10 protein-coding genes are annotated in these 11,864 nt (G+C 70.2%); 5 read left to right on the forward strand and 5 right to left on the reverse strand.

What is annotated here, in order from left to right:
- Positions 1-29 precede the first annotated feature (29 nt).
- A complete protein-coding gene (locus AB0915_RS01960) occupies positions 30-392 on the reverse strand; it encodes a hypothetical protein (protein ID WP_366689219.1) in 363 nt (120 codons plus the stop codon).
- Positions 393-551: 159 nt separating this feature from the next.
- Between AB0915_RS01960 and AB0915_RS01965 the strand changes: the two genes are divergently transcribed.
- Positions 552-1,517 carry a serine hydrolase gene (locus tag AB0915_RS01965; protein WP_366689220.1) on the forward strand — a complete coding sequence of 322 codons (966 nt, stop codon included), beginning with the start codon at positions 552-554 and terminating at the stop codon, positions 1,515-1,517.
- Between the two features lie 155 nt (positions 1,518-1,672).
- Positions 1,673-5,413 (forward strand): ABC transporter ATP-binding protein, encoded by a 3,741-nt coding sequence (locus tag AB0915_RS01970; RefSeq protein ID WP_366689221.1) that lies wholly within the window; start codon positions 1,673-1,675, stop codon positions 5,411-5,413.
- A 203-nt stretch (positions 5,414-5,616) separates the two neighbouring features.
- Here the strand turns inward: AB0915_RS01970 and AB0915_RS01975 are convergent, their stop codons facing one another.
- A complete protein-coding gene (locus tag AB0915_RS01975) occupies positions 5,617-6,111 on the reverse strand; it encodes a hypothetical protein (protein WP_366689222.1) in 495 nt (164 codons plus the stop codon).
- 211 nt (positions 6,112-6,322) lie between these two features.
- Here AB0915_RS01975 and AB0915_RS01980 point away from each other — a divergent pair, with 211 nt between their 5' ends.
- Both AB0915_RS01980 and AB0915_RS01985 read left to right on the forward strand, forming a co-directional pair.
- Positions 6,323-6,706 carry a hypothetical protein gene (locus AB0915_RS01980; RefSeq protein ID WP_366689303.1) on the forward strand — a complete coding sequence of 128 codons (384 nt, stop codon included), beginning with the start codon at positions 6,323-6,325 and terminating at the stop codon, positions 6,704-6,706.
- A gap of 101 nt (positions 6,707-6,807) precedes the next feature.
- A complete protein-coding gene (locus AB0915_RS01985) occupies positions 6,808-8,292 on the forward strand; it encodes a S28 family serine protease (protein WP_366689223.1) in 1,485 nt (494 codons plus the stop codon).
- A gap of 308 nt (positions 8,293-8,600) precedes the next feature.
- Here AB0915_RS01985 and AB0915_RS01990 read toward each other — a convergent pair whose 3' ends face one another.
- Positions 8,601-9,572 (reverse strand): FAD-dependent oxidoreductase, encoded by a 972-nt coding sequence (locus AB0915_RS01990; RefSeq protein ID WP_366689224.1) that lies wholly within the window; start codon positions 9,570-9,572, stop codon positions 8,601-8,603.
- Here AB0915_RS01990 and AB0915_RS01995 point away from each other — a divergent pair.
- Entirely contained in the window at positions 9,520-9,714 is a 195-nt protein-coding gene (locus tag AB0915_RS01995; protein ID WP_366689225.1) for a helix-turn-helix transcriptional regulator, read from the forward strand. The two genes, AB0915_RS01990 and AB0915_RS01995, sit on opposite strands and share 53 nt — an antisense overlap.
- Before the next feature lie 51 nt (positions 9,715-9,765).
- On the opposite strand, the gene AB0915_RS02000 is transcribed toward AB0915_RS01995, so the two are convergent.
- Together AB0915_RS02000 and AB0915_RS02005 are read right to left on the reverse strand one after the other, a co-directional pair.
- On the reverse strand, positions 9,766-10,464 hold the full coding sequence (locus AB0915_RS02000) for a response regulator transcription factor (protein ID WP_366689226.1): 699 nt from the start codon (positions 10,462-10,464) through the stop codon (positions 9,766-9,768).
- Complete coding sequence (locus AB0915_RS02005; protein ID WP_366689227.1) at positions 10,461-11,825, reverse strand: histidine kinase; 1,365 nt, start codon at positions 11,823-11,825, stop codon at positions 10,461-10,463. The genes AB0915_RS02000 and AB0915_RS02005 overlap by 4 nt, the downstream gene beginning before the upstream one ends.
- Positions 11,826-11,864: the final 39 nt, after the last annotated feature.

Below are 11,864 nucleotides of genomic sequence, written 5' to 3' on the forward strand. Positions count from 1 at the left end.
CTCACGGCGGCGACGGGTGCGCGCAGGGTTCAGCGAAAGGCTTCCGCGTGCTCGAAGACCTTCTCCTGTGCGTGGCGGCCGTCACAGAATTCTTCCTGCTGCGCTGTGTTGAGCTTGTGCGGCAGCTCCCTGCCGTCAGGCAACAGATCGGGGAGCGACCGGAGTATGGCCGTCGCCGCCGGGCCCCGACCCTGCTTGCGCGCGTCAACCACATACTCGCCGACCGCCTTCAGATGACCAGTCAGACGGTCGCGGGGTTGCTGGGCCGCTTCCACCCGGGCTCCCAGCCTTCCCAATGAGTGACGGTCGCCCTTGCTGAGTTTCTCCAGCGCCGCGAGCGCCGCGTACAACTGCCCACAGCGATATGCGTCGCTCGGTTGATCGTTCGCCATGACCCCTCCCGATCCGCTCACGGAAGCCATCTCTACCCCGCTCTTCGGGGCCGGGAACACCGGTCCGGACCCGCCGTACAACTTTTCGACCACTCGTGAGTCATCCCTGACAGGTGTGCAGGGGGCACACCGTACAGATCACTCAGGGGGACACGTCTCATGACGGACCAGCCTCGTACATCCCGCCGCGCGCGCACCGCGCTCGCCGTCACTCTTGCCGCGGGCGTGCTCGCGCCCGTGACCCTCGCGGCCACGCCCGCCGCAGCCGCGACGCCGGTCGTGACATGCACTTCCGGCAAGGCGGGACTCGCCGCCAAGCTGTCGACCGACATCACCGCCGCGCTCAAGGGGCGCAACTCGACCACGGCGATCGCGCTCTACGACCGGACCACCAAGACGTCCTGCACGATGCGGTCCACGAGCACGTACGACTCCGCGAGCGTCGTGAAGGCGACCGTCCTCGCGACGCTGCTCTGGGACAACAAGAGGCACAATCGCTATCTCACCCAGCGCGAGATCGACCTCTCCACCGCCATGATCACCAAGTCCGACAACAACGCGACCACCAGCCTGTGGAAGCAGCTCGGCGTGACCAAGGTGAAGGCGTTCCTGAACGCCGCGGGCATGACGCACACCGTGCCCGGCTCCGGTGGGTACTGGGGCCTGACCCAGATCACCGCGCAGGACGAGCTGCGGCTGCTGACGTTGCTGACCGCCAAGAACTCCGTACTCAGCGACAACGCGCGCGCGTACGAACTCGGCCTGATGCGCAAGGTCATCTCCTCGCAGCGCTGGGGGACGCCCGCCGGAGCCCCGTCCGGGGTGACCGTCCAGGTCAAGAACGGCTGGCTGCCGCGTGCCACGCACGGCTGGCGGGTGCACAGCATCGGTGCGTTCACCGGGAAGGGGCACGACTACGGCATCACCGTGCTCACGCAGGACAACAAGACGATGACCGAGGGCATCAACACCATCCAGGCCGTCGCCCGCGCCATCCACAAGGACCTGAACCCGGCGGCCGTGGCCGGGACGACCGTCGCTCCGCCGGCCGCGCCGCAGGAAGCGGTCCCGGCGGTGCCGGAGGCCCCCGCCGTGCCGATGCTGACGGCGACACCCAGGTCGTAGAGCGCCCCCGAGCCGCGCCCCCGCCCCCAGATGCGCTCCGTCCGACGACGTACGCCGGCCCTACTCCGATGGGACCGTCTTTGTCACGGCGGGATGAAATCCGCAGCTGATCGCGTTGGTGCCTTCCGGTAGACCAGGTCGAACGGGAGGCACCGGTGACGGACGAGGACACGGACGCAGCACAGCAGGGCTGGGCGCGGCGACTGGGCGGTTACGCGTGGCGCTACCGGCGCAATGTCCTGCTGGCGCTCGGTTCGTCGCTCGCCGGGATGGCCGTGCTGGCAGTCGTCCCGCTGATCACCAAGGTGATCATCGACGATGTCGTCGGCAACCACACGCGTTCCCTCGGCGTCTGGACGGGCCTCCTGATCGCCACCGCCGTGCTGGTGTACATATCGACGTACATCCGCCGCTACTACGGCGGCCGGCTCGCCCTCGACGTACAGCACGATCTGCGCACCGACATGTACCGGACGCTCACCCGGCTCGACGGGAGGCGGCAGGACGAGCTGTCCACCGGGCAGGTCGTCGGGCGCGCCACCAGTGACCTGCAGCTGATCCAGGGGCTGCTGTTCATGCTCCCGATGACGATCGGGAACGTGCTGCTGTTCCTCATCTCCCTGGTGATCATGGCGTGGCTCTCGCCGGTGCTGACCCTGGTCGCGATCGCCGTCGCCCCCGCGCTCTGGTACATCGCCCGCCGCTCCCGCTCCCGGCTCTTCCCCGCCACCTGGTACGCCCAGGGGCAGGCGGCGGCCGTCGCCGGAGTCGTCGACGGGGCCGTCTCCGGGGTCCGGGTCGTCAAGGGGTTCGGGCAGGAGGAGCAGGAGACCGGGAAGCTGCGCGAGGTCGGGCGGAAGCTGTTCGCCGGGCGGCTGCGCACGATCCGGATGAACGCCAGATACACCCCCGCCCTCCAGGCCGTCCCCGCGCTCGGCCAAGTCGCGATGCTGGCGCTCGGCGGCTGGCTCGCCACCCGCGGCGAGATCACCCTCGGTACGTTCGTCGCGTTCTCGACCTACCTCGCCCAGCTCGTCGGGCCGGTCCGGATGCTCGCCATGGTCCTCACCGTCGGTCAGCAGGCCCGCGCCGGTGTGGAGCGTGTCATCGAGCTGATCGACACCGAGCCGACCATGAAGGACGGCACGGTGGAGCTCCCCGCCGACGCCCCGGCGAGCGTCGAGTTCGACGACGTGCGGTTCGGCTACGACCCCGAGCGGCCGGTGCTCGACGGGTTCTCGCTGACCATCGAGCCCGGCGAGACCGTGGCCGTCGTCGGCGCCTCCGGCAGCGGGAAGTCCACCGTCTCCCTCCTCCTGCCCCGCTTCTACGACGTGGCGCACGGCGCCGTCCTGGTCGGCGGCCACGACGTCCGGGAGCTCACCCAGGACTCGCTGCGGGCCGCCATCGGCCTCGTACCGGAGGACAGCTTCCTCTTCTCCGACACGGTCCGCGCCAACATCGCCTACGGGCACCCGGACGCCACCCAGGAACAGATCGAGCAGGCCGCCCGCGCCGCCCAGGCGGACCGGTTCATCGCCGACCTGCCGAACGGCTACGACACCAAGGTCGGCGAGCACGGGCTCACCCTCTCCGGCGGCCAGCGCCAGCGCGTCGCGCTCGCCCGCGCCATCCTCACCGACCCCCGGCTGCTCCTCCTCGACGACGCCACATCCGCCGTCGACGCCCGCGTCGAGCACGAGATCCACGAGGCCCTCGCCCGGGTCATGGAGGGGCGGACGACCCTCCTCATCGCCCACCGCCGCTCCACCCTCGGCCTCGCCGACCGCATCGCCGTACTCGAAAAGGGCCGGCTCGCCGACATCGGCACGCACGAGGAGCTGGAGCGCCGCTCCGCCCTCTACCGGCGTCTGCTCACCGACCCGGACGAGCTGGGCGGCACCTCCCCGGGCCACCAGCCGGTGCCGGCCGACCCGGCCGTCGAGGACGACCGGGCGCTCCAGGAGGAGCTGGAAGCCGATTTCGACGCCGAGCGCGGCATCAGCCCGGGACTCTGGGTCCGCAAGGAGGAGCCCCGCGACACCGGCGCGGTCGGCATGCCCGCCACGCCCGAGCTGCTCGCCCAGGTGGAGGCGCTTCCCCCGGCCACCGACACCCCCGGGATCGACGAGGCCCGCGCCGTCCGGCGTGAGGAGTCGTACGGGCTGCGCCGGCTGCTGCACGGCTTCGGGCTTCCGCTGACGGTCAGCCTGGCGCTCGTCGCCGTCGACGCGGGCATGAGCCTGCTCCTGCCCGTACTGATCCGGCACGGCATCGACCAGGGCGTCACGCGGATGGCGACCGGTGCGGTCTGGGCGGCGTCCGCGCTCGCCCTGCTCGTCGTGCTGGTGCAGTGGGCGGCACAGATCGGCGAGACCCGGATGACGGGCCGCACCGGAGAGCGGGTGCTCTACTCGCTCCGGCTGAAGATCTTCGCGCAGCTCCAGCGGCTCGGTCTCGACTACTACGAGCGCGAGCTCACCGGCCGCATCATGACCCGGATGACGACGGACGTGGACGCGCTGTCCACGTTCCTGCAGACCGGTCTGGTCACGGCCTTCGTCTCCGCCGTCACGTTCTTCGGCATCATGGTCGTGCTGCTCGTCCTCGACGTCCAGCTGGCGCTCGTCGTCTTCGCGACCCTGCCGGTGCTGGTCATCGGTACGTTCTTCTTCCGCCGCAAGAGCGTCAAGGCGTACGAGCTGGCCCGGGAGCGGATCAGCGTCGTCAACGCCGACCTCCAGGAGTCCGTCTCCGGGCTCCGGATCGTGCAGGCGTTCCGCCGCGAGAAGGACGGCGCGCAGCGGTTCGCCGACCGCAGCGACCACTACCGCGAGGCCCGGGTGCGCGGCCAGTGGCTGATCTCGGTCTACTTCCCGTTCGTGCAGCTGCTGTCGTCGGTGGCCGCGGCCGCCGTACTGATCGTCGGCGCGGGCCGCGTCGACAACGGCACGCTCACCACCGGCGCCCTCGTGGCGTATCTCCTCTACATCGACCTGTTCTTCGCGCCCGTGCAGCAGCTCTCGCAGGTCTTCGACGGCTACCAGCAGGCCACGGTCTCCCTCGGCCGCATCCAGGAACTCCTCCGGGAGCCGACCTCCACCGCCGACTCCGAGGAGCCGCTGGACGTGCTGTCGCTGCGCGGCGAGATCGCGTTCGAGGACGTGACCTTCGCGTACGGCTCCGGCGACGACGAGGAAGAGGCACTCACCGGCATCACCCTGCGGATCCCGGCCGGGCAGACCGTCGCCTTCGTCGGGGAGACCGGCGCCGGAAAGTCCACCCTGGTCAAGCTCGTCGCCCGGTTCTACGACCCGACGGGCGGGCGGGTCACGGCGGACGGCACCGATCTGCGCCGCCTCGACCTCACCGCGTACCGGCACCGGCTGGGAGTCGTACCGCAGGAGGCGTACCTCTTCGCGGGTACGGTCCGGGACGCCATCGCGTACGGGCAGCCGGACGCCACCGACGCACAGGTGGAGGCGGCGGCCCGGGCGGTCGGCGCCCACGACATGATCGCCACGCTGGACGGCGGCTATCTGCACGAGGTCGCCGAGCGGGGCCGCAACCTCTCGGCCGGCCAGCGCCAGCTGATCGCACTCGCCCGCGCCGAGCTCGTCGACCCCGACATCCTGCTGCTCGACGAGGCGACCGCCTCCCTGGACCTCGCCAGCGAGGCCCTGGTCAACCAGGCGACCGACCGGCTGACCGGCCGGCGCACCACCCTCGTCGTCGCCCACCGGCTGACCACGGCCGCCCGCGCCGACCGGGTCGTGGTGATGGACCACGGCCGGGTCGTCGAGGACGGCACGCATGACGAACTCCTCGCCGGGGAAGGGCATTACGCCGTGCTGTGGCGCACCTTCATCGGGGAGGACGAGCCGGCGGGAGTCTGAGACCGACCGGCACATGGGAGGCGGCGTCGCGGGGCTGGGCACGCGCATCTGCGGCGTTGTCGTCAGTCAACAACTCCCCCATAGCCCTGAAGGCATGGGGGGACCCCCTTCGCGTTGCCTCCCTCCTCCGCCTTGCAGCTGCACGCACCCAACCCCGCTCCTTCTCCCACCCCCCATGTGCCGGTCGGTCTGAACCGCGGGTCTCAGCGGATGCCGGAGATCTTGCCGGTCTGCAGGTCCGACTGAACGGTCAGATAGGTGTACCTGGGGTGCTTGCCACCGCGCCAGGTCAGCCGCACCTTCGACCAGGTGTGACCGGCGCCGCTGTCGCCCGCGGTGACCTTGAGGGCGAGCGGTGTGTTCTGGGCGCGGAGCACTCCGTCCGCGTGGTTGCGCGCCTCCCAGGTGCGCAGCTGTGAGCGGAGCCTGGGCGTCAGGTAGAAGGATCGGAGGGCGGTGGCGAGCCTGCCGCCGCCCCTGGCCGTGACCGCGTCGATATAGGCGCCGTAGAAGTGGGCGACCTGCTGATGGGCGGGGGTGACGTGGGTGCTGCGCAGCTGCGTCGTGGGCGCCGGGGCCTGCGGCGCGGCAGCGGCGGCCGGGACCACGGAGGCGGCAGCGAGGAGAGCGGTCACGAGAAGGGTGCGGCCGGCGGTGCGACGGCCGCGCGGGCTGGGCGCATTGCGGAGTTGGATCACGACAGTTCCTGCCTTTCGTATGACTCCGCCTTATTTGACCCATGGTGTGGAGGTTCGGCTGCGCGGGATGCGGAGCGCGCCGTATGCAACCTTCGGATGGCCCTTTGCGTCGTACGCATGTACGCGTATGAGCCGGGTAGGGGCGAGAGCGTTCGATGGAGTGAGGGAACTGTTGGGAAACAGGAATGGGGAAACCGCCGGACTCGGGGGCATCGGACGGCGGGCGCTGGTCCGGGTGTTCGTCCTGGCGCTGGTGGCCGCCGTCGGGCTGGTGCTCGGCGGTCCCGGGGCCGGCAGTGCCGACGCCGCATCGTCCTGCGGCGGACGGCTCGCGAAGACAGTGACGTTCTCCACGGGCGAGGTGCGCGTCTACAAGAGCCGCTCCTACGCCTGCGCGATCACGGTCGCGAAGAAGTCGGGCCCGCGCCGCGAGATGTCCGTCATGATCCAGGCGCGCGGCGGCCGGCCCGTCACCGACCGCGGCAGGTTCACCCAGCAGACCGGCCGGGTGACCGTCCACGCACTGCACCGATGTGTCCGGGCCGCGGGTTCGGTCGCCGGAAAATCCGGCGCCACGGGCTGGATACTCTGCTGATACTTCTGACGACATGACAAGAGGGTCTGTTCAGCCGGGTGTTGCACCGCTAGATTCGCGATGAATCTTGTGAATCCAGGTGAATTCCCCCGGGAGGGTGCATGCGCAAGGCGCTCAGAGGTTTCCTTTCGCTCGCGGTGCTCATAGGCACGGTGAGCGCGACGGGTGCCTCGGTCGGTGCGGCCAGTGCCGCGGACGCGACCGCGATCCGGTCCGTCGGATCCGACCGCTCCGCCGATGCGACCGCGGACATCAAGGACCGCATCCTGGCGATACCCGGGATGAGTCTGATCGAGGAGAAGCCGTACGCGGGCTATCGCTACTTCGTTCTCAACTACACCCAGCCGATCGACCACCGGAACCCGTCCAAGGGCACGTTCCAGCAGCGCATCACCCTGCTGCACAAGGACACGTCGCGCCCGACGGTCTTCTACACCAGCGGGTACAACGTCTCCACGAACCCCAGCCGCTCCGAGCCGACCCGGATCGTCGACGGCAACCAGGTCTCGCTGGAGTACCGTTTCTTCACCCCGTCCCGCCCCGCCCCCGCCGACTGGTCGAAGCTCGACATCTGGCAGGCGGCCAGCGACCAGCACCGCGTCTTCACCGCGCTGAAGCAGATCTACTCCGAGAACTGGCTGAGCACCGGCGGTTCCAAGGGCGGCATGACCGCCACGTACTTCGAGCGCTTCTACCCGAAGGACATGGACGGCGTCGTCGCGTACGTCGCGCCGAACGACGTGGTCAACAAGGAGGACTCGGCGTACGACCGGTTCTTCGAGAACGTCGGCACGAAGGAGTGCCGCGACCGGCTCGAGGGTGTGCAGCGCGAGGCGCTGATCCGCCGCGAGCCGCTGGAGAAGAAGTACAAGGAGTATGCCGAGACGAACGGCTACACCTTCAACACCGTCGGATCCCTCGACAAGGCGTACGAAGCCGTCGTCATGGACTACGTCTGGGCGTACTGGCAGTACAGCCTGCTCGCCGACTGCGACACCATCCCCGCCGATGCCAAGACCGCCCCCGACCAGGCGATCTGGGACTCGATCGACAACATCTCGGGCTTCTCCGCCTACGCGGACCAGGGCCTGAACACGTACACGCCGTACTACTACCAGGCGGGCACCCAGCTCGGTTCGCCGGACATCAAGCAGCCGTGGCTCGGCAATCTCAGCCGCTACGGGTACCAGCCCCCGCGTAACTTCGTGCCGAGCTCCATCCCGATGACGTTCCAGCCGTCGGCGATGCGGGACGTCGACACCTGGGTGAAGCACAACGCCACCCGGATGATGTGGGTGTACGGGGAGAACGACCCGTGGGGTGCGGAGCGCTTCCACCTCGGCAACGGCGCCCAGGACAGCTACATCTACACGGTGGCCGGCGGCAACCACGGTTCCAAGGTGGCCGGTCTCGCCGACGACGAGAAGGCGAAGGCGACCGCCGACATCCTGCGCTGGGCGGGCGTCGCCCCGGCCGCCGTGCAGTCGGACCCGGCCAAGGCGAAGCCGCTCGCGCCGTACGACGCGCGGCTCGACAAGCGGGACGTGACGAGCGAGCGCAGGCAGGGCCCCGCGCTGCGCCCGTAAGCAGCTCCAGGAGCAGTGAGGTGGGCTGTGCGGGCCGGGTCTGGAACATGCCTTCAGACCTGGCGCGCGCAGCCCACCGGCCTTTTCCCGCCCCGCCGCACAGACAGATCAGCCGTCCGCGAGGACCGAGCGCGCGGGCCTGCGCCTGGCCGCGGTCGGCGTCGGGTCTCACCACTGGGTGATGAGCGGTGTGTCCGGTTCGTGCTGCCGCCAGGCTTCGGTGAGGCCAGCCGGTTCCGACTGGCCTCGAACCGGCTGGTGTCGAAGCGATCGGTGGCGGTGCTGTCCACGCGGACCACCCTAGACGGCTACGCGACCGCCTTCTCGGCGGACCCATCCGGCGCGGCGGCCAGGCGGCGCTGGCGCTTGGGCATGCCGAGGGTGGGGTGCGAGGTGGCCCACAGCGACCCCTTGAGGATGCCCGACTTGATCCGCGCGGCCTTCCGGCCGCCCATGTACTTCGGCTTTGCCTGCGCTTCGTCGTCGACCGGCTGCAGGATCCCGTCCCGCCGCCCGAGGCTGATGTGGTTGAACGTGTAGACCAGCTTGGTGTTCGGGATCTTGCGGCCGGTCAGGCGCCCGACGATCGCGTCGATCACCTGTCGGCCGGTGTAGCCGGCCGAGGCGCAGGACATCGGCAGCGGCCGGCCGTTGTCGCCGATGGCGTGGACGCTGTCGCCGACGGCGTAGACGTTCGGGTGCGAGACCGACCGCATGGTGCGGTCGACGACGATCTGGCCGTTCTCGGTGCCGTCGGCGTCGGCCACGGCGACGACCTGGCGCTCGGGGTCGATGGCGGTGACACGGGCCAGGCGCAGCCGGATCCCCGTGTCCGCGAACACGTCGGCGAGCTGTGGAGCCTCGATCTCCTGGCCGGCCGCGAGCTGGTGCCCCCGCAGCCGCTGGACGAAGTGCGGCACGGCGTTGACCACGGTGATCTCGGTGTCCGCCGGGGACAGCCGGCGGGTCAGGTTCCCGGCCACGTAGGCCCCGGCGTAGCCGGCGCCGAGGACGATGATGCGGTGCTTCATGTGATGCTCCTGCCGGTTCGCTTGCTCCCGGTGACTTGAGCGGGACAGCGCCCCGATTGCTGACAGGAACCGCATGTGACATGGGTCATAGAGGGGCAGGAGCGTCGCCCGACGATGCCCGCGACGCCGAGGCGGCGCAGTTGCGGGCCGGGCTGAACGAGGTGACCTGAAGACGATCACCGTCGACATCGACGCCATGCTCGCCAAGCGGAAGACGTCCGTGGGCGAACTCGCCGAACGCGTCGGCATCGCACCCGCCAACCCGGCGGTGCTGAAGAACGGCCCCGCCAAGGCCGTCCGCTTCACCACCCTCGCCGCACTCTGCGAAGCCCTCGACTGCCGGCCCGGCGGCCTGCTGCGCTGGGAGACCGCGGACTCCGCGGGCGCGTGATGGCCACGGGCCACCGAGACCTGCGACGCGATCCCAAGTCTCGGCTTCGGTCTACGTCTGCTCGGTGGACTGCTGGGCGGCCTCGCGTTCGCCGGCGCTGACCAGCCCTGTCTCGTAGGCGACGATGACGGCCTGGACACGGTCACGGAGTCCGAGCTTGGCGAGGATGCGGGCGACGTGCGTCTTGACGGTTGCCTCGGCCAGGTGGAGGCGGGTGGCGAGTTCGGCGTTGCTCAGTCCTCGGGCCAGCAGGCCGAGGACCTCCAGTTCGCGCGGGGTGAGCGAGGCGAGGTCGCGGTGGAGGGCGGCGGTGTCGCTGCCGCGCTGGGTGAACCGCTGCACGAGGCGGCGGGTGATGGCGGGCGCGAGGAGAGCGTCGCCGGTACGGACCGTGCGGACGGCCGCGGCCAGGTGTTCGGGGGTGACGTCCTTGAGGAGGAAGCCGCTGGCGCCGGCGGACAGTGCCGCGTAGACGTACCGGTCGAGGTCGAAGGTGGTCAGGATGATGACGCGGGGTTCGCCTGGGGCGCCGGTGAGGATGCGGCGGGTGGCCTCCAGGCCGTCCATCTCGGGCATCCGGACGTCCATCAGGACCACGTCGGGACGTGTGCGGCGGACCGCTTCGACCGCTTCGGTTCCGTTGGTCGCCTCGGCAACGACGTCGATGCCGTCGGCGCCGAGGATCAACCGGAATCCGGTGCGGACCAGGGTCTGGTCGTCGGCGAGGAGCACACGCAGCGGCTCGGTCACGGTGTCTCCAAGGGGATCAGTGCTTCCACACGGTAGCCGCCGGTCAGGCGTCGGCCGGTGTTCAGGGTTCCGTCGTAGACGGCGAGGCGCTCGCGCAGGCCGATCAGGCCCCGGCCGTTTCCGGTGGGCGCGCCCGCGCCCGGGTGTCCACCGGTGTCGGTGACTTCCACCCGGAGCCGTTCCGGGCCGTATTCGACGGTCACGACGGCGGTGGCGCCGGACGCGTGCTTCACGGTGTTGGTCAGGGCTTCCTGGACCACGCGGTAGGCGGCGAGTTCGAGGCCGGGCGGGAGGGGACGGGGCGGGCCGGTCACGGTCAGGTCGACGGGCAGTCCGGTGTCCCGGACCCGTGAGACCAGCGTTTCCAGCCGGTCCAGGCCGGGTTGCGGGGCCAGCTCCGCCGCCGTATCGGCCAGGTCCGCGCCTCTGTCCGTCCCCTCGCCCTCGTCGGCCATGGTGAGCAGTCCCATGACGTGGCGCAGCTCGGTCATGGCCGCCCGCCCGCCCGACTCGACGGCGAGTAGCGCCTCACCGGCCTGCTCGGGGGAGGTTTTCATGATCTTGCGGGCCGCGCCCGCCTGGATGATCATCACGCTGACGTTGTGCGTGACGACGTCGTGCAGTTCGCGGGCGATCCTGGCCCGCTCATGCTCGACGGCCCGGCGCAGCGCCTCGGCCTGTTCGCGTTCCAGGGCGGAGAGCCGGGTGCGGCCCTCGTCGGTTCGGAGTTTCCAGGTACGCAGGCCGACGGCGGCCACGGCCATCGGGACCAGGATCAGCAGGGCGATGTATTCGTTGGGGACGATCGGTGTCGCCGAGTTCCCCGAGGTGCCGACCAGGACGACCGACACCGGCACCGCCGCCAGGGTCGCCACCCGGTGCGGGCTGTACACGGCGGCGCTGTAGACGGCGATGACGAACGCGTAGAAGGTCAGCCGCAGGACGCTCTGCGGTGTCGCCAGCGTCGCGGCCGTCACGATGCACAGCACGGCGAGCGGGTAGCGGCGGCGCAGCGCCAGGGCACCCGAGGCGATGACCGCGAGGGTCACCATGAAGGCCAAGCCACCGGGGCCGGACGGGCGCGGCACGACGCGCTCCACGCCGGGTGCGATCTCACGCACCACGACGTTATCGGCGTTGTCGATGCCGTAGTAGACGGTGGCGATTCCGAGTGCCAGTGCCACCAGCGCGTCGAACTGCCAGGCGCGCCGGGTGGGCCGCAGCGGTGGACCGCTCGGAAGCCTGGCGTCGCGTACCGTCCGGCGGGCGGCTTCCCGTAGCCGCTCCAGCGTCGTACGTACGTCCATCACCGGTTCATTGTCGCCGCCGCTCGGACCCGCGGAGTCCGTCTTGGTGGTCATTCCCACCGCACCGGATACATCACCCGCCTACATCGCAGG

It is taken from the genome of Streptomyces sp. NPDC048411 (assembly GCF_040704695.1).
Lineage (GTDB): Bacteria > Actinomycetota > Actinomycetes > Streptomycetales > Streptomycetaceae > Streptomyces.

Coding starts and splice junctions, on each gene's coding strand:
- AB0915_RS01960 (WP_366689219.1), bottom strand. CDS start 392: ATGGCGAACGATCAACCGAGCGACGCATATCGCTGTGGGCAGTTGTAC.
- AB0915_RS01965 (WP_366689220.1), top strand. CDS start 552: ATGACGGACCAGCCTCGTACATCCCGCCGCGCGCGCACCGCGCTCGCC.
- AB0915_RS01985 (WP_366689223.1), top strand. CDS start 6,808: ATGCGCAAGGCGCTCAGAGGTTTCCTTTCGCTCGCGGTGCTCATAGGC.
- AB0915_RS01995 (WP_366689225.1), top strand. CDS start 9,520: ATGCTCGCCAAGCGGAAGACGTCCGTGGGCGAACTCGCCGAACGCGTC.
- AB0915_RS01990 (WP_366689224.1), bottom strand. CDS start 9,572: ATGCCGACGCGTTCGGCGAGTTCGCCCACGGACGTCTTCCGCTTGGCG.
- AB0915_RS02005 (WP_366689227.1), bottom strand. CDS start 11,825: ATGACCACCAAGACGGACTCCGCGGGTCCGAGCGGCGGCGACAATGAA.